The sequence below is a fragment of the Enhygromyxa salina genome, assembly GCF_002994635.1.
Classification (GTDB): Bacteria; Myxococcota_A; Polyangia; order Nannocystales; family Nannocystaceae; genus Plesiocystis; species Plesiocystis salina_B.
Window position 1 is genome coordinate 108,979 of the sequence record NZ_PVNL01000118.1, and the last position, 16,724, is coordinate 125,702.

Sequence of the window (16,724 nt, forward strand, 5' to 3'; positions counted from 1 at the left end):
CACCCGCGAGGTGACCAGACACCTACGGCGGCCCCCAGTCGAGGTTGGGGACCGAGGCGCGAAGGTCGGCGATACTTAGCACGCTGCCATCGCCGACGGTCACCAGCCACAGCGCGAACTCGGGTCCAGCCAGCGCGAGGTGCTGGCCGTCGCGGCTCCACTCGTGTGCCTGGGCGCCGGCATCGAGCACGACCGTCTCCATCCCCGTCTGCCGGTCACGCACGACGAGCTGCTCGCGGTCGCGGACAAACGAGAGCCGTGTCCCGTCGACGTCGACGAGCCACAGATCGCGAACCTGCTCATCCTCGAGGCCGAGGTAGGCGATCATCGCTCCGCTCGGCGACCAGCGGGGGGAGATGATCGACGCATGGCGGCCGCCCAGCTCGGCGCCGCGCTGGCCATCGGTGGTCAGCGAGGCAATTCTCTGGTCGTCGTCCGGCGTCGACTCGACGAAGATCAGCGGGCCGAGCTCCGCATCCGGTACCGACACGAAGTCGGCGCAACCGAACAGGGCGACGCTGAAGATCCAGCCGAGGGTCTGGGTTTTCATGGTTACTCGATCCATATGTCCCGCGTTGCTCGAAGCAGATCCGCCAGTCACGGTCTGCGCTCATGTCACGATGGTACGCCAGCCCGACATCTCCGGAGCCATGATCGCGCGGCCCCCGGCATACTGCGAGCGCCGAGTCGACAACAGCAGGAGCGGCCCCAGACGCACCTGACGACGCGACTTCAAACTGATCGGCGCTCTAGCCATGCCTGAAGGGGCTTCGCAGGAGCAGGAGACGATAGCGGCCGATCCTCTCAAACCCGAGCGCCGCATAGGCGCGTCGGGCCGGCGTATTCGCGTCGTCCGTGAACAGGATCGCCGTGCGCACGCCAGCGTCGCGGGCCGTGAGCAGGTGCGAAGCGACCACACAGCGGGCAAACCCGAGGCCGCGCAGCTCGTGGGGCGTCCACACACCGCCGACCTGTACGGCTTCGGGGAGGCGGGCGTTGTAGGCGGTCCGGGCGACGAGCTCGCCACGCCGCTCGAGCACCCAGATATCGCCGCGACCCAGCGCGGCCTCGTGCTCGGCTTTGACGTCCCGGTGCAGCTCCGGCGTCTCGGTCTCGCCGATCGTTTCGACATGGTAACGGACGGACCAGGCGCACACGCGGTCCAGGTCAGCCGCGTCGAGCGGCCGGCCCACGACCTCACCGTCGCGCAGCGGTTCGGGGACTCGCAGCTGCGCCAGCTCGAGCCGATAGAGTCCGTCGGACTCGTCCATTTGGGCGTCGGACCCGACCGGGAGGCCAAGCGCGTCGGCGATGGCAGTGACCTGCGAATCGGGACCAACGACGCCAGCGAGCGGCCGGCGGCTGGCGGAGACCGCCGCCTGGCCGAGCTCGACAGCGTGCTTCGGGGCGTTCACGACGAGGTTGCCCTTGCGGTAGTGGCAGGCGACCCCGACCAAGTTGGCGCCCGCGAACGCCCCCACATATACGCCGCTGCGGGGGTGCTCGCTCGCCTCAATGCCGGCCTCGCGCATGTTCGATAGCAGAAACATCGAATGCTCGACTCGCCGGCCCAGATAGACTCGCAGCGCCCCCTCGGCCTCGGCGCCCAAACGCTCTGTGCGGTCCACCCAGCAAGTCTGCCCCCACGAGGGTCCCAGTGCCACTGTATTGTTCACCTATCGCGGGTGGTCTGCGTCTCGAGCAGGCCCGCAACGATCTGCCCTCTGTCGGCGGTCGGACCGGCGGTCGGACCTCGAGCCGGCCGCGGGCCTCGTTCTCCCCCCCAGCTGGGCAATTTACCCGCTCGTCCGCTCATACACCGCGTCCGTGAGCGCTCGAGATCATGCTGGATATCCGCCGGCTCAACCGTGCGGGACTGGTGGCACGAACATGGACGGGCTGGTAGGGATCGACTGCGAATCGACGACGCCATGTCCCGCGACGAACGCCTGTCTCTTCATCTGTGTGTTGAACGCCGCGCTAACCCGAGCCGTGGATGCTTCAGCGCTTGGCGCCCGTTGGCTGGCGCGCTTCTCTGGCTGGTCCTGGCATGCGCCGAGCGTGCTCCAGACACGCCAGCAAAGTCGGAGCGAGACGAGCCTACGCGGAGCTGTGCCGACAGCGACGACTATCGGCGCGCTCCGCTCGTGCACGACATTCACGCCCTGCGGACTCACTCGAGCGCCGGGGCGGCGCGCTTCGTCGGTAACTTCCGGTATGTCCAGACCTCGCCCTTCGAACGTGCGCAGGTCCTCGAGTTGGCAGACAAGACCCTCGTCGCGATCGGCCGAGGTCAGCAGTCGGAGGCGCCGCCCGAGGGGCAGGTCGTCGCCTTCGGCGACTTTCAGATCGTGTCGCGCCAAGGAGGAACACCCACCTTCAGCGCGGGGGCACGGATCGATGCCCTGCGCTGCGTCGCGCCGCTCGGGCCCGGACAAGCGCAACCACCTCCGCTGTCCCCCGAGGCAGGGGGCGCCCCGCTCCCCGTCGCTCCTCCCGAGTCCACCGTGGACATTCGCGCGGTCGAGTCGAGCGTCGAGCTCGAGCGCCGCTTGGCTCCGGAGGCTGTGGGCGACCGGACACTGCGTCTGCGTGGCACCTATCATGCCGAGGCCTGCGGTCCGCTGCGAATGGAGATGCGGGTGCTCGCCATCGAGCTGTCCGACGGCGGGCGCTTCCGTCTCAACCCCAAGGTTCAGGACGACGCGCTTCGACCCCTCGCTGAGGTCGAGACTTTCGAGGGGCAGCCCGTCGAGCTGGTGGTTCGCCCAAGCCTGCCGCCAGGGGCGTGGGAGCTCATCAGCCTTCGTCGGTGCTCCGGCCCTGGTCCGTCATGCCACCACCCCACAGCGCAGCGTGTCCACCCGCTGGACTGAGCCACTCGGCACGCCTCTCAATCTAGCGCGACCAGGAATGCGTTGAGAATGGCGATAATTGAGTCGTCCGCCAGCGCCTCGGCCATGCTCTCGATGAAGCCTCGAACCTCGTCGAAGTCTACGGGGCCGACTTTAGCCATCGACTCAGCGTCTTGAAGGTCCTGCGGGCGGCCAGCGAGGAGCTTCATGCAAATGAGGTCCTCTCGGCGCGGCACTCGGACCGTCGTGCCCGAAACATCGAGTGTCTCTGCGCGTTCATAGAAATACTCATCCAGCCCCGGACTGCCGAGCACGACGTCTACGGGCATTTGTTTATTGTGAATTAGTGGAAGCACCCGTGACTGCCGAACGAAGGCGGCATCAAACTCGAAACGCGCCTGAATTCCTTCACCCTGCAAAGCCATCAGCAATTGTGTCGGTTCGACTCCACCCAGCAGAACGGTCACGTCGACATCGGCCGTCATTCGACGGCTTCCGCGTACGAGAGCCGCCTGCGCACCGAACAGATACCAGTCAACCCCGAGCCGCTCGAACACGCAGGCCAACGCGGCCAGAGTGCTAGCGAGGGAAGTGGGCATCGCGGAGGCGCCGCTTGAGTTGCTCGACCCGTTGATGATGCTCAAAATCCGCCTGCCGCTGCCGCTCATCGGGCCAGCTAGGGTCGAGCGCTCGCATGTGGTCCCAAAGCATCTGCGAGAGCGCGAGCGCCTCGTCGGGTGTGGTGACTCCCAAACCAACCGCCTTGGTGCGGGCGCGGAAGCTCCAGTCCCTCTGGGCGTACTCTCGCAGCTGTTCGGTGGTGGGTGATGCCACGAGGCGAGGATAGCAGTGGTTGACGCGGCCTGCACGGTTGGCACTGGCGCGGCCATGCAGCGCCCCACGAGTTCAGCGTGGCGAACGCCTACCCCGTGGCGCGCACCTCCGTACCACCGGCGCTAAAACCGGCGATCCACGCGCGCGCCTAGTTGAGACCAGCCGAGATCCTGTTCGTGCCGGAGACAGCTCGACGGGCTCGACACGCGCTGGCGAAATTTGGCAAGCCTCAATCGCGCTCTTCAGGGCTGTTGCCGACGACGTTGCCCTTGCGAGTGACGTGAATCGTTTCCTCGCTGGCGCGTACGCAACCAACCTCGAGGAGACGCGCGACGGCCTCGTCAACGGCCCGCTCGGAGCCGAACTCCTTCGCATGGCGTCGGCGCAGCTCGGCGCGAGAGGCCTGCCCTGCGTGCAGGATCAGCTGACCGAGCAGGTGGCCATCGCGACACTTGATCTCGGCGTTGGTGAAGACGTCGATGGCGAGACCCTGAGCGTGGGCATCCGCGGTGAACTCGGCGAGCCGATGGCCTCAAACAAGAGACGGTGGCTTCGGGTCAGGCGCGGCTCGAGCTCGAGCTGACGGCCGCGCCACTCGAGGTGAATCGTCGAAATTTGGTCGAACAGCCGCGCGGGGTCGTGCGTCTCGCGCAGTCGCTCCACCTCATCGGCCGCGAGCTCGGCAAGCAGCGCCACGGTCTCTGGCTCGAGTCGGTGGACGCTGACCGGTGGGTGGTCCGGATCAGCCTTGGCGATCAGCTTCATGATCAGCGCGCCTTCAACCCCCGAGCGAGGCCGAGCTCATCGCGCTGGGCTCATTGATCGACGAGCGCTCGATCCACTACAGCATTGAGCACTGCATCACGACCGAGGGCAAGGTCGAGCGGGTCACCGCCCGCGGTCGTAGCTCGCAACGCGCGGTCATCGACGCCGTCGCCGAGCAGGTGCCCAAGTGGCGATTCAAGCCGCTGATGATCGACGGTCGGCCGACGCCGTGGTGCCCGAGCACGCGCGTCGACGTCGAGTTTCGCTGGCGCGCCAGGCCCGGGTGACGCGTGCCGACCGGTTCTACAGGACGAAGCGCTCGCTGGGCTCCGTGACGCTCCGTGACGCTGCACCGCGCCGCGGGCCCCAGCGACTCCTCCGCAGAGCTCTACCCCCCGATCTGCGGTCGGACCTCGAGCCCGCCGCGGGCCTCGATCTCCCCCCGCAGCCGCGCAATCTCCTCGCTCATCCGCTCATACACCGCATCCGCGAGCCGCTCGGGATCATGCTGAAATTCCGCCGGCTCAATCGGCTCGAGCACCCGCAGCACCGGATAGATCTTCCGCTCCAGCGTGAACACCCAGCTCGCGCGGGGCAGCGTCTCGTGGGTCCCAACCATGATCACAGGCAACACAGGCGTGTTCGACTCACACGCGAGCACGAACGCGCCGCGCTTGAACGGGCGCATCTGCGGGGTGGTCGAGCGGGTCCCCTCGGGGAACATGGCGATCGTGTTGCCACGCTCGAGCTGCCGTCGGCACTTGGCCATCATCCGCTCGCGGCTGCGCTTGTCGCCGCGCTTGATCCCGACATAGCCGGCCATCGCCATCATCCAGCCCAAGAACGGCAGCGCGAACAGGCCGCGCTTGGCGACCCACCGGAACTGCTTGCGCAGCGAGAACATGGTGAGGATGTCGCCGCTCGACTGGTGATTGCAGACCAGCACATAGGCCTGATCGTCGCGCATGCGGTGGGCCTGCTCGACGACGATCGTCCAAAATGGCGACACGGCGTGCAGATGGTTGGCCCAGGTGTAGGCGTACCAGTGCGAGAACCGACGGCGGCGATCAAACGGGGTGATCAGCAGCCAGGGGATCACGACGGCAAACCAGAACACCGTGAGGCTGGCGACCAGGTAGAACCAAAACCACACCGAGAACAGCTTGACGCGACGCGAGGGTGCAGGCGGCTGTGGCTGGGCGCCCATCGGGTAGGTTGAGCTCAGCCCGCGTAGCGATCGGTGGCGTCGACCAGCGCCGAGACAATCCCTGGCTCGAACGCCGAGTGCCCGGCGTCTGGCACGATCGTCAGCTCCGAGGCCGGCAAGCGCTGATGCAGCTGCCAGGCGTTGCGGACCGGGCAGATCACGTCATAGCGACCATGCACAATGGACGTGGGGATGTGCGCAATGCGATCGCAGGCATCGAGCAGCTGGCGGTCGTGCTGCAAGAACCCACCGTTCACAAAATAGTGACACTCGATGCGCGCAAACGGCAGCGTGAACCCGGGGTCCTCGCAGTGCGCCTCGACCTCTGGGTCGGGCAACAAGGTCGCAACCCGACACTCGTACAAGCTCCAGGCGGTCGCGCAGCGCGAGCGCTCGGTCGGATCGTCGCCGGTCAGGCGCTTGTGATACGCCTGCATGAGATCGCCGCGCTCGGCCTCGGGGATCGGGGCCAGGAAGTCGGCCCACGCGTCGGGGAACAGAGTCGCGGTGCCACCGCCGTAGAACCACGCCATCTCGGCGTCGGTGAAGGTGAAGATGCCGCGCAGGACCAGCTCGGTGGTGCGCTGCGGGTGGGTCTGGGCGTAGGCGAGCGCGAGCGTGCTGCCCCAGGAGCCACCGAACACCTGCCACCGATCAATGCCGACGTGCTCGCGGACCCGCTCGATGTCGTCGACCAGCGCCCAGGTGGTGTTGTCATCGAGCGACGCGTGCGGCCGCGAGCGACCACACCCGCGCTGGTCGATCAGGATCACGCGGTAGCGCTGGGGATCAAAGAAGCGCCGGTGCTTGGGATCGGTGCCACCGCCGGGACCGCCGTGCAGAAACACGACCGGCTTGCCCTTGGGGTTGCCGGACTGCTCCCAGTACAGCTCGTGGATCGGTGAGACCCGGAGAAAGCCGCTCTCGTACGGCGTGATCGCAGGATACAAGGAGCGTTGCTGCGGCACCGGCGGAGCTTGGCAGACGCGGGCGGCGACGTCTACCGGCGGCCCCCGGGGACAGCGCGAGTTGGGGCCAAGATCGGTGTTTCTCGCCATGCGAGGCCTGCGCAGACCCGCTTGGCGGGTACGCCCGCGTGCTCGCGGGGCCCGGGCCGAGCCGAACGCACCCGCGGCGATCTGGGTCAGCGTGCAACAACGGGGGTGTGGCAGGCCAAATGCGGGAGCGTCGCTCGCCGCTGCCGACAGTCTCGATCAGCGCGATCCGTCGGTGTGGACGCAGTCGAAACCTGACAGCGCGCTGCATGTGCGACCACCAAAGATCGCGGATGTACCCACGCCTGCGAGGGCAACCATCACGAGTGTGCGACTCGCTCACTGGCGTGGCACCAGCCGACGGGCCGGCGCGACGGTGCCGCTGCCCGCTCGCAGCGTGTGCGTGTGGCGTCTTGGGTCGCTTCTCCCGGCGAGAAAATGGCATCGCCGATCACTGGCGCAGGCGAGCTCGACACGCGCGACGGGTGCTATGTGGAGCACGCAATGATCGACGCAGTGATCGACCGAATCCGAGGGCTCGACCACGATCGCGAGCACCGTGCGCTGACCGAGCACGTGACCGTGATCAGTCCGATCGCGCTGGAGCTGCTCGCGTACGAGAAGCTCACCTCGCTCGGACACGAAGCGCGGTACATCGCGGGGGTCCAGCTCCGCGTGGTCCATGAGCTCGCCACCAGCCTGCGAGCGGTCGAGCAGCTGACCCACAGCCCGCGCGTCGCTCCTGGTGTTCGCGTGGCGCTCAGTGGCCTGCTGCGCAGCCTGTGCAACGAGTCGGACTTGCTGCCCGTGACCGACTCCGAGGCGACGGTGCTGCTCGAGCCGGCCGCGTTGTTTCACGCGTTGCTGTCGCGCCTGCGTCCATGGCTGCCGCCCACGACCGCCGCGTTCGAACCAGACCTGGTCATCGAGATGTTGCAGCTCGGGATCCCCGACTACCTGCACCCGCTCCTGCGCCAGCACTTCGAGCAGCTCTGGGACCTGTTTCATCGGCTTCGCCAGCAGTCGTCGCTGGGCCTCAGCCCCGCGTTCGGCCGCCAGCCGCTGATCCCCCCGGCCCCGCTGTGGGCGACGCCGCGCTGGGTCACCCCCTGGCTCGACTGCGCCGACTCGTCGACGCGGCTGGCCTCGCACGGCAAGAAGCGGGGCGAGCTGACCGGCTGAGGCCGGGGGGGCGCTCACTGGCGCTCAGCGCCTGAAGCGATCGGTCGCGCGAATCAGGCGATCGATCGTACCCGGCTCATACGACGAGTGCCCGGCGTCCTCGACGATCTCGAGCTGGGCCTCGGGCCACACCTGCGCCAGGTCCCAGGCCGAGACCATGGGGCACACCACGTCATAGCGACCCTGAACGATCACGCCGGGGATGTGGCGGACCCGATCGATGTCGCGCAGCAGCTGCGCGTCGACCTCGAAGAACCCACGGTTGACGAAGTAGTGGCACTCGATCCGGGCAAACGCGAGCGCGAACGCGTCTTCGCTGGCCTGGTCGGTGTACGCCGAGCGCGGCCGCAAGAAGCTGGTGCTCGCCTCCCACACGCTCCATGCCTTCGCGGCGGTCTGCCGCACGTGTGGATCCGGGCTGGTCAGCCGCCGGTAGTACGCGGCCATCAGGTCGTCGCGCTCGGCCTCGGGGATCGGCGCGAGGTAGCCCGCCCACGCGTCGGGAAACACCTCGCTGGCGCCGAACTGATAGAACCACAGCAGCTCCTTGCGACGCAGCATGAAGATCCCGCGCAGGACCAGCTCGGTGACCCGCTCGGGGTGGCGCTGGGCGTAGGCGAGCGCGAGCGTGCTGCCCCACGAGCCGCCGAACACCTGCCAGCGATCGATCCCCAGCAGCTCGCGCAGCGCCTCCATGTCGGCGACCAGGTGCCAGGTGGTGTTGTCCTCGAGGTTGGCGTGCGGCGTGCTCTGGCCGCAGCCGCGCTGATCGAACAGCACGATCCGATAGGCCGCCGGATCGAAGAAGCGACGCTGGGTCGGAGACGTGCCGCCCCCGGGCCCGCCGTGGACAAACACGACGGGCTTGCCGTTCGGGTTGCCCGACACCTCCCAGTAGACCTCGTGCGTGTGCGAGACCCGCAGGTGGCCGCTCGCGTGCGGCTGAATGTCGGGGTAGAGCTCCCGCCGGCCTGGCTGGGGGATCATGTGCGCTCGCTCCCCCCAAGACCCAGCAGCTCGGCCGGCGCCTGGACCAGCTCGATCAGCACGCCCTCGCCCGCGCGCGGGTGCTCGTCGTCGGGCTTGGGGTGGATGAAGCAGACATCGTGGCCGGCCGCGCCCTTGCGGATCCCGCCGGGGGTGAAGCGGACGCCCTGGGCCGTCAAGTACGCGACCGCGGCGGCGAGATTGTCGACCCACAGCCCGATGTGGTTGAGCGCGGGCTCGTGGACCTTGGGCCGGCGCTCTGGATCGAGCGGCTGCATGAGATCGAGCTCGACGGCGCCTGGACCCGCGCCGAGCCGCAGGATGTCCTCGTCCACGTTCTCCGCCTCGGCCCGGTAGCTGCCCAGCTGCGGGACCCCGAGCAGGTCGACCCACAGCGCGCGCAGGGCCGACTTGTCGCGGCCGCCGATCGCCACTTGTTGGAGGCCGAGCACACGAAACGGGCGAGGGTCTGGCATCGCGGCGGAGCATAGCGCGGAGCCGAACCACCCGCAGTCGTCAGGAGAAGATGGCTGTGAGGGTCAGGCGGCACTCGTCGGCCCGCGAGCATGGCAACCAATGACAGCGAGCTGCCTGACCACGCCGCGCCACCCGGCTCAGTTGTGCATGCGCGGCTGATCGCGCGGGGCCGCTTCGAGGACCGTGGCCTCGTGGGCGGCGAGCTCGGCCAGGCGCTGCTGAAGCGCGGCCTCCTCGATCTCGACGCAGCCCCGCGCCAGCTCGACGTAAGTCGCGTGGTGCCGGGCCTCGCTGACCAACAAACCATCGTAGAGCTCAAACAGCTCGTGCATGTCGTGCCCCGGCGCCTCGGCCCCGCGCTCCGCCAGCGCCCCCGCGATCAGCTGCATCCGCTCGCAGCTGCGGGCCTCGATCAGCGAGCAGCACAGCAGGATGTCGAGCAAGCGGTCGGGCTCGTGCTTGCGGCTCGCGGCCATCAACCGGGCGGCATAGGGGCTGGGCTCTTGCCGGACGAACTCACCGCCGCGGCGGCGGATCAGCCCGACGACCAGCTCGAAGTGCTCGAGCTCCTCGCGCGCGAGCGCCGACATCGGCATCATCAGCTGGGGGCACCCCGGGTAGCGAAAGATCATGCTCAGCGCGGTCGAGGCCGCCTTCTTCTCGCAGTGGGCATGATCCAGAAGGATCGCGTCCATGTGCTCGAGGGCCCAGTGACCCCAACCCTCGTCGGTTCCGGCCGCCAGGTGCAGCATCGGCGCGAGTGTACTTGTATGCTGCGCGCGTGTCCGCGAAGCGAAGCCACCGACCGACCCGCGCCTGCGTGGTGTGGCTCGCGCTCGCGCCTGCCGCCTGTGTGAGCGCGGGTGACCAGGGCGTGCGGGGCCGCTACCAGCACGCCGAGCCCGAGGCCGCTCCCGCTCCCGCTCCCCTGCTGCTCTCGGCTCACGTGAGTCGGTTCGGCGTCGAGCCGGTCGTGGCTGAGGCCGCGCCTCCCGCCGAAGTCGACACGACCGACGAAGCCGACGGGGCCGACACGACGCCCACCGTCCGCGTCAGCGGACCGCCGCGCATGCTCGAGGGCAGCGAGATCAGCGAAGATCGAATCGTGCTGGTGTTCGGCGCGCAGCTGGATCCGCTGACGATCGATCCCCGCAACTTCGCGATCCTGCGCGGCGACGGCCACCGCGTACGACCGACCCGAGCGTTCTTGGCCCCGGCCGACGAGGGCGACGAGAACCGCAGCCTCACCCTGACCGGCAATTTTGGCGGCCCCGAGACCCCGCCCGTCGCGATCCACGTGATCGGCGAGCTCTACAGCGAAGCTGGCGCGCCGCTCTCGGGCCTCGACGCCGAGATCACGGGCCCGTCCGAGCCCGATCGCGCGGTCGCGGCCGAGTCCCTCGAGCCCAGCCCCTCGCGCTGTCCGGCGGCCCGCCAGGTGATCCGCACGTACTGGACCGACACCCTGACCGAGGTCGGCGACAGCGACCTCGCGCAGGTCGAGCTGTACCTCGCCGACGGCCGCGTGATCACCCCGAGCGGGTTCGACGATCAAGCCCAGCGAGTCGGCGACGACGCCGGGGGTCCCGCGGTCGGTCGGGCCGACGACAACGTGCTGGATCTGTGCGTCGACGCCGACCAAGCCGTGGTTCGCGTCCGCTTCGCCGCCGGCCTGTTCGCCGACCCCAACGCAGTCCCGACCGCGGCCGCCGACCTCGCCCTGGTGCCACCCGCGGGCTGATCCACCGCCCGCTTCCTCCTCATGGTCACGCCCAAGCGCCGCTCGATCTCGCTGCCGATCACCCTGTCGGCGGTCGCCGTGATCCTCACCATCACGCTGTTGCTGGTGTGGATCCTGGTCATCGTCAAGAACATGGAGCTGCTGCAGGCGACCTTCGTCGGCAACGTCGGGCTGCTGGTCGGTGGCATCGTCTCGTTCCTGGCGATCATCTCGGTGCTCGTCATGTTCACCGTGTTCCTGGTCCGCGAGATCAGCGAGGGCCGCCGCCAGACCAGCTTCATCGACTCGGTCACGCACGAGCTCAAGACCCCGCTGGCCTCGCTCAAGCTGGCCGCCGAGACCCTGGCACGGCCCGAGCTCGAGGCCGATCGCCGCGAGCAGCTGCGCGTCATGATGCTGCAGGATGTGTCGCGGCTGGTGAACCTGGTCGACGGAATCCTCGACGCCAGCCGCCTGGTTGGTGGACGCGAGGCCGGCGACTTCGGCGAGGTCGTGGTCGCCGATCTCATCGAGCAAGTCGCGGCCGAGAACATTCGCCGCCACTACCTGGGCGCCGACATCTTCGAGTTCGAGCTCGACGAAGACATGGTCCTGTTCGTCGATCCAACGGCGCTGCGCACGATCGTCTCCAACCTGATCGACAACGCGATCAAGTACTCGGACGGCCCCCCCAAGATCCGCGTGCAAACCACCCGCCCGGATGACCGCCACGTTCAGCTGGTCGTCAGCGACAACGGAATCGGCATCGCCAAGGGCGACCTCAAGCGCATCTTTCAGCGCTTCTACCGAGTGCCCGAGGAGGCGGTGCGCTCGCGCCACGGGACCGGGCTGGGCCTGTTCGTGGTCGCGGCGCTGGTCAAGGGGCTCGGCGGACGGATCGAGGCGCTCTCGGCTGGCCCGGGCCTAGGGACGGCGATCCGCGTGCAGTTGCCCCAGCGCAAACCGCTCAAATGACGCTACCATCCAAGTCCATGGCCGAACCCACGCGCCTGTTGGTCGTCGAGGACGACCGCAACCTCGCAACCGGGCTCAAGCTGAATTTCGAGCTCGAAGGCTACACCGTCGACCTCGTCCACTCGATCCGCGACGCCGGCGCCCACTTGATCGAGTCGGGCAAGTACGCCGCGCTGATCCTCGACGTGATGCTGCCCGACAACGACGACGGCGGCTTCGTCCTGTGCCACAAGCTGCGCGACGCGGGCGACTTCACGCCAGTGCTCATGCTGACCGCCCGCGACCGCACCTCCGACCGCGTGCGCGGGCTCGAGGCCGGCGCGGACGACTACCTCGTCAAGCCCTTCGAGCTCGACGAGCTGTTGGCCCGGGTCCGCTCGCTGCTGCGCCGCCGCGACTGGGAGCAGCAACAAAACGGTGAGACCACTCAGAAAATGCGGATCGGCGCGACCGAGATCGACTTCGCCGCTCGCTCGGCCACCCGCGGCGACGAAGAGATCAAGCTGACCGCGCTCGAGTACGACCTGCTCCGCTACTTCGCCGACAACCCAGGCCGGGTGCTCGATCGCCAGGAGCTGCAAGAGAAGGTCTGGAAGCTCGACAACTATCCCAACTCGCGGATGGTCGACAATTTCATCTTGCGTCTGCGCAAGCACCTCGAGCCGGACCCGAAGGAGCCGCGCTACTTCGTGGCGATTCGGGGTGCGGGCTACAAGTTCATGCCGGACGCCTGACCGATCCTGGGACTACACATATATTGTAATTTCCCGACCACTGAACCGGCGGTACATGCGCCGACCACATGTAGGGTCGGCTCGGCAGCGTTGGCTCAGGTTGAAAATCTCGCAGCGAGTGGCGACGAGAACGCTGTACGCTCGCCTGGATTCGTTAGCTTTCGCACGTTAGCTGTTCGGGGGATCAAGTGCGCGAGTTCAGCAAAATTCAGCTCAATCGAAATTTCGCGTTGCGCGAAACCGCCACTCAGTCACGGTCAATGGGTACGGATTGGAGTCGGAGCGATGAGCAACAGCGTAGTCAACAAGTACCTGCCCGCCGTGATCGCGTCCCGCCGACTCGCCGCTTCGCGGGCCAAGCTGATCGCCGAGCGGCTCTACACACCGACCGGCACGCTGAGCTTCCTGCTCAATTTCTTGGGCATGCGAGTCGGCCCGCTGCGCCCGATCCCCGACTGGCTGCACACCGCCGCGCAGGCGTGCGAGGACGACCATCCGGCGATCGCCGAAGAGCTGCGCGAGGTCGCCGAGCTCGAGCTGCTGCATCAGCGGGCCCTCGATGACGACCTGCGCGAGATCTACAAGCACCTCGGCGGGCTGGAGTTCCAGCAGCCCCTCGACCCTCGCATCGATCGCCACTCCAGGCTGCGCGGGCTGGTCCCGACCCGGTCCGAGCCGTTGCTGGTGCTGGCCATCGATCTCGAGCTCGCCGAGCTCGACCGGGTCCTGGGCCCGGCGCTGCTGACCGGGTGTCGCCGCTCGTTGGGGCCGCTGCTCGATGCTTGCCGGTTCATCCGCGCGCGCATCGAAGACACCGACCCTCGGATCCAGTCCCGGCTCGCGCGGCTCAGCGCCGTGCTCGAGTCGTATCCACACCGCGCGATGTCGTGGGCCGTCGTCGCGACCAACGTGACCCAGAGCTACCTCGAGGCCCTCGAGGCGTGCGCGGATCAGGCGGCCACGATGAGCCCGAGCGGACCCCGCACGAGCTGGTCGCGGCCGTCGTGCAGCGCGCTCGAGTCCGCGTGACGCAGGCGCACGTGTGAACGCACTCGCGCACCCCACGAATACGCGCACGCGGACACAACCAAGACAAACCGAGACCACAACCATGACCGCCGCAAGGGCTCAGGACAGCGTTTCTGGGGCAGTTTGTGGAGGCGCTCCCAGCTGCGGAGCGAACGAGTCATGGCCACCGCGCAACTAACTTCAGTCTCGCCCGACAGCCCCCCGCCGACCGGCCCCGTGCGGCTCTGGGTCGGCGGGATGCCGTTCATCGCCCTGCACTTCGTCCCCCTGCTCGCGCTGCTGCCCAGCGTGGTCGTGCGCCCGATCGACTGGGTCGTGTGTGGGGCGCTCTACGTGATCCGGATGTTCGGGGTCACGGGCGTGTACCACCGCTACTTCTCGCACCGCACCTACAAGACCAGCCGGTGGTTTCAGTTCGTGCTCGCGCTGCTCGCGATGTCGAGCGCGCAAAAGGGCGTGCTGTGGTGGGCAGCTCATCACCGGCATCACCACAAGCACTCCGACGGGCCGCTCGACATCCACTCGCCGGTCCAAAAGGGGTTCTGGTACGCGCACGTGGGCTGGATCTTCGACGGCACCGAAGCCACCGACTACGCCAAGATCAAGGACTTCGCCCGCTACCCGGAGCTGATGTTCCTCAACAAGTTCTGGTGGATCCCGCCGACGCTGCTGGGCGTCGGCGTGTGGTTGGCGATGGGCTGGTCGGGCCTCTTGATCGGCTTCGCCCTGAGCACGGTCCTGCTCTGGCACGGCACCTACACGATCAACTCGCTGACCCACGTGTTCGGCAAGCGCGTGTACGAGACCACCGACGACAGCCGCAACAGCTTCATCCTCGCGCTGATCACCCTGGGCGAGGGCTGGCACAACAACCACCACTACTACCAGGCCTCGACCCGCCAGGGCTTTCACTGGTGGCAGCTCGACATCACCTACGCCGCGCTGCGGTGCCTGAGCTTCGTCGGCCTGATCTGGGACATCCGCGAGCCGCCGGCCGCCGTGGTCGCCGGGACCTGGCGGCCCAACAAGCGCAGCGGTGAGCGAGCGCCGGAGCCGGCGACCGAGGTCGACGAGGCCGCCTGAGCGGCGAGGACGCGCGCTCGCGCGTATCCCGCTGAGTGCGAGCCTCGACTGCGGGACTTTCGTGGCCCGCAAGAACCGCGAAACCGGCCGAAACCCGGCGTCGAGCGGAAATCAGGGCTTGGGCGATCGCCGGGGCTGGGCTGATACTCTGACCGCCCTGCGGCCCCGAACGCAGGCGGACACATCGCATCACCATGGTTCGCGTCGGACAGCGACTCGGCAAGTACCGCCTCAAGCGTCGCGTGGCTCGTGGCGGCTTCGGAGACGTGTACGAGGCCTACGACACCATCGAGGGCATCTCGGTGGCGGTCAAGATCCCGCTGGGCGGGGTGGTCAAGCAAGACAACCTCGACGACTTCCGTCGCGAGGTCCGGATCACCGCCAAGCTCGATCACCCCAACATCATGCCGATCAAGAACGCCGACTTCATCGAAGGCGTGTTCTCGATCGTGCAGCCGCTCGGCGAGCACAGCCTGGATGATCGGATCTCCAAGCGCATCAAGTTCACGACCAAGATCGAGTACGTCGAGCAGATGCTGGCCGGGCTCGCCCACGCGCACGAGCGGGGCGTCATCCACTGCGACATCAAGCCCGACAACATGATCCTGTTCGCCGACGAGCGCCTGCGCCTGGCGGACTTCGGCATCGCCAAGTTCGCGCGCAAGACCATCCAGGGCTCGGCCTCGGGCTCGGTCGGCTACATGGCGCCCGAGCAGGCCATGGGCCGGCCCTCGGCCCGCTCGGACGTGTTCTCGGCGGGGTTGGTGATCCACCAGCTGCTGACCGGCAAGCTGCCGCTGTGGCCGTTCGACTGGCCGTGCGAGGGCGCCGATCGGCTCAAGCGCCTGCACCCCGAGCTGCGTGAATTCGTCCGTCGCTCGATCGAGGTCGAGGCCCGGATGCGCTACCGCGACGGCGCGGTGATGTACCGCGCGTTCAAGCGGATCAAGCGAAAGTCGCTCAGGTACGCCGCAGAAAAGCGCGTGCGGGCGTCATGACGGTGGAGCCGGCGTGAAGGCGCACCTGTTCCTTCACGGGCAGCTGCGTCGTCCGACCCTGATCCCGGTGGGCGGCGGGACGGCGGTGGTGTTCACCGGGCCGTCGCCGACCCGCGATCAAGATCCAAACGAAGACGCGGTCGGAGTGTTCGACCTCGGGCCCGAAGCGGCCGTGCTCGCCGTGGCCGATGGCGTCGGCGGTCACGGCCGCGGCGACGAGGCCTCGCGCGTCGCGCTGGAGTCGCTCGCCGAGCAGCTCGACGAGCTCCAGCCTGAGCAAGCTGATCTGCGTGACTCCGTCATGACCGCGATCGAGCGGGCCAACACCCGGCTGGTCGCGCGCTCCCCCTCGCCGGCCACGACCCTGGTCATCGCCACGATCTTTCGCGGCCTGCTGCGCTGCTACACCGTCGGCGACTCGGAGCTGATGGTCGTGGGCCAGCGGGGCAAGCTCAAGCTCCGCACGATCCCGCACTCGCCGACCGGCTACGCGCGCGAGTCCGGGCTGCTCGACGAGGCTGGCGCGTTGATGCACGACGAGCGCCACCTGCTCTCGAACGTGGTCGGGATGCCCGCCATGCACGTCGCCGCGACCACGGGCCTGAGCTTGGCGATGCGCGACACCGTGATGTTGGGAAGTGACGGCGTGTTCGACAATCTCTACCACGACGAGATCATCGAATTGATCCGGGCGGGTGAGCCCTACGCCACCGCCGAGCGCGTGGTCGCGAACTTGGCGGTGCGGATGGCGGGCGCCAGCGAGGACCCCGAGATCCCGTGTAAGCCCGACGACGTGTCGTTCATCTTGTTTCGCCGGACACCTCCCACTGCTGTCACCACTCGGCGTGCCCAGCGTGTCGAGCCGTCGCCCGCTTGAGCTGGA

20 protein-coding genes are annotated in these 16,724 nt (G+C 67.9%); 11 read left to right on the forward strand and 9 right to left on the reverse strand.

The window, feature by feature from the left end; all coding sequences use genetic code 11:
- Nucleotides 1-22: 22 nt before the first annotated feature.
- Both ENSA7_RS30205 and ENSA7_RS30210 read right to left on the reverse strand, forming a co-directional pair.
- Nucleotides 23-550, reverse strand: coding sequence for a hypothetical protein (locus tag ENSA7_RS30205; RefSeq protein WP_106092852.1), 528 nt, complete (start codon nucleotides 548-550; stop codon nucleotides 23-25).
- A 199-nt stretch (nucleotides 551-749) separates the two neighbouring features.
- The gene (locus tag ENSA7_RS30210; RefSeq protein ID WP_146158293.1) at nucleotides 750-1,550 is read right to left on the reverse strand and encodes a GNAT family N-acetyltransferase; all 801 of its coding nucleotides are present in this window, start codon (nucleotides 1,548-1,550) and stop codon (nucleotides 750-752) included.
- Between the two features lie 597 nt (nucleotides 1,551-2,147).
- Between ENSA7_RS30210 and ENSA7_RS30215 the strand changes: the two genes are divergently transcribed.
- On the forward strand, nucleotides 2,148-2,876 hold the full coding sequence (locus tag ENSA7_RS30215) for a hypothetical protein (protein WP_146158294.1): 729 nt from the start codon (nucleotides 2,148-2,150) through the stop codon (nucleotides 2,874-2,876).
- Nucleotides 2,877-2,893: 17 nt separating this feature from the next.
- On the opposite strand, the gene ENSA7_RS30220 is transcribed toward ENSA7_RS30215, so the two are convergent.
- Together ENSA7_RS30220 and ENSA7_RS30225 are read right to left on the reverse strand one after the other, a co-directional pair.
- Nucleotides 2,894-3,412: a DUF6036 family nucleotidyltransferase gene (locus tag ENSA7_RS30220; RefSeq protein WP_244923965.1), complete on the reverse strand. Its 519-nt coding sequence runs from the start codon at nucleotides 3,410-3,412 to the stop codon at nucleotides 2,894-2,896.
- A 22-nt stretch (nucleotides 3,413-3,434) separates the two neighbouring features.
- The gene (locus tag ENSA7_RS30225) at nucleotides 3,435-3,689 is read right to left on the reverse strand and encodes a hypothetical protein (RefSeq protein ID WP_106092856.1); all 255 of its coding nucleotides are present in this window, start codon (nucleotides 3,687-3,689) and stop codon (nucleotides 3,435-3,437) included.
- Between the two features lie 373 nt (nucleotides 3,690-4,062).
- On the opposite strand from ENSA7_RS30225, the gene ENSA7_RS30230 reads away from it, so the two are divergent.
- Both ENSA7_RS30230 and ENSA7_RS30240 read left to right on the forward strand, forming a co-directional pair.
- Entirely contained in the window at nucleotides 4,063-4,272 is a 210-nt protein-coding gene (locus ENSA7_RS30230; RefSeq protein ID WP_146158296.1) for a hypothetical protein, read from the forward strand.
- A 235-nt stretch (nucleotides 4,273-4,507) separates the two neighbouring features.
- Nucleotides 4,508-4,741 carry an energy transducer TonB gene (locus tag ENSA7_RS30240; RefSeq protein WP_106092859.1) on the forward strand — a complete coding sequence of 78 codons (234 nt, stop codon included), beginning with the start codon at nucleotides 4,508-4,510 and terminating at the stop codon, nucleotides 4,739-4,741.
- Between the two features lie 101 nt (nucleotides 4,742-4,842).
- On the opposite strand, the gene ENSA7_RS30245 is transcribed toward ENSA7_RS30240, so the two are convergent.
- Entirely contained in the window at nucleotides 4,843-5,661 is an 819-nt protein-coding gene (locus ENSA7_RS30245; RefSeq protein ID WP_106092860.1) for a lysophospholipid acyltransferase family protein, read from the reverse strand.
- Nucleotides 5,662-5,675: 14 nt separating this feature from the next.
- The gene (pip, locus tag ENSA7_RS30250; RefSeq protein WP_244923960.1) at nucleotides 5,676-6,629 is read right to left on the reverse strand and encodes a prolyl aminopeptidase; all 954 of its coding nucleotides are present in this window, start codon (nucleotides 6,627-6,629) and stop codon (nucleotides 5,676-5,678) included.
- Between the two features lie 531 nt (nucleotides 6,630-7,160).
- Here pip (ENSA7_RS30250) and ENSA7_RS30255 point away from each other — a divergent pair.
- Entirely contained in the window at nucleotides 7,161-7,838 is a 678-nt protein-coding gene (locus ENSA7_RS30255) for a hypothetical protein (protein WP_146158297.1), read from the forward strand.
- A gap of 24 nt (nucleotides 7,839-7,862) precedes the next feature.
- On the opposite strand, the gene pip (ENSA7_RS30260) is transcribed toward ENSA7_RS30255, so the two are convergent.
- The 3 genes from pip (ENSA7_RS30260) to ENSA7_RS30270 form a co-directional block, all read right to left on the reverse strand.
- On the reverse strand, nucleotides 7,863-8,825 hold the full coding sequence (gene pip, locus ENSA7_RS30260; protein WP_106092863.1) for a prolyl aminopeptidase: 963 nt from the start codon (nucleotides 8,823-8,825) through the stop codon (nucleotides 7,863-7,865).
- A complete protein-coding gene (locus ENSA7_RS30265) occupies nucleotides 8,822-9,301 on the reverse strand; it encodes a VOC family protein (protein WP_106092864.1) in 480 nt (159 codons plus the stop codon). Before ENSA7_RS30265 ends, pip (ENSA7_RS30260) begins: the two co-directional genes overlap by 4 nt.
- Before the next feature lie 138 nt (nucleotides 9,302-9,439).
- Entirely contained in the window at nucleotides 9,440-10,054 is a 615-nt protein-coding gene (locus ENSA7_RS30270) for a MiaE family protein (RefSeq protein WP_106092865.1), read from the reverse strand.
- A gap of 29 nt (nucleotides 10,055-10,083) precedes the next feature.
- Between ENSA7_RS30270 and ENSA7_RS30275 the strand changes: the two genes are divergently transcribed.
- From ENSA7_RS30275 to ENSA7_RS30305, 7 genes are all read left to right on the forward strand, one after another.
- Nucleotides 10,084-11,043: a hypothetical protein gene (locus ENSA7_RS30275; RefSeq protein ID WP_146158298.1), complete on the forward strand. Its 960-nt coding sequence runs from the start codon at nucleotides 10,084-10,086 to the stop codon at nucleotides 11,041-11,043.
- Nucleotides 11,044-11,064: 21 nt separating this feature from the next.
- The gene (locus ENSA7_RS30280) at nucleotides 11,065-11,997 is read left to right on the forward strand and encodes a sensor histidine kinase (protein WP_106092867.1); all 933 of its coding nucleotides are present in this window, start codon (nucleotides 11,065-11,067) and stop codon (nucleotides 11,995-11,997) included.
- A 17-nt stretch (nucleotides 11,998-12,014) separates the two neighbouring features.
- Nucleotides 12,015-12,731, forward strand: a complete 717-nt coding sequence (locus tag ENSA7_RS30285) for a response regulator transcription factor (protein ID WP_181234263.1) — start codon at nucleotides 12,015-12,017, stop codon at nucleotides 12,729-12,731.
- A 285-nt stretch (nucleotides 12,732-13,016) separates the two neighbouring features.
- Nucleotides 13,017-13,760 (forward strand): hypothetical protein, encoded by a 744-nt coding sequence (locus ENSA7_RS30290; protein WP_106092869.1) that lies wholly within the window; start codon nucleotides 13,017-13,019, stop codon nucleotides 13,758-13,760.
- A gap of 159 nt (nucleotides 13,761-13,919) precedes the next feature.
- The gene (locus ENSA7_RS30295; RefSeq protein WP_106092870.1) at nucleotides 13,920-14,843 is read left to right on the forward strand and encodes an acyl-CoA desaturase; all 924 of its coding nucleotides are present in this window, start codon (nucleotides 13,920-13,922) and stop codon (nucleotides 14,841-14,843) included.
- Nucleotides 14,844-15,037: 194 nt separating this feature from the next.
- On the forward strand, nucleotides 15,038-15,841 hold the full coding sequence (locus ENSA7_RS30300; RefSeq protein ID WP_106092871.1) for a serine/threonine-protein kinase: 804 nt from the start codon (nucleotides 15,038-15,040) through the stop codon (nucleotides 15,839-15,841).
- Between the two features lie 13 nt (nucleotides 15,842-15,854).
- Complete coding sequence (locus tag ENSA7_RS30305) at nucleotides 15,855-16,718, forward strand: PP2C family protein-serine/threonine phosphatase (RefSeq protein ID WP_106092872.1); 864 nt, start codon at nucleotides 15,855-15,857, stop codon at nucleotides 16,716-16,718.
- Nucleotides 16,719-16,724: the final 6 nt, after the last annotated feature.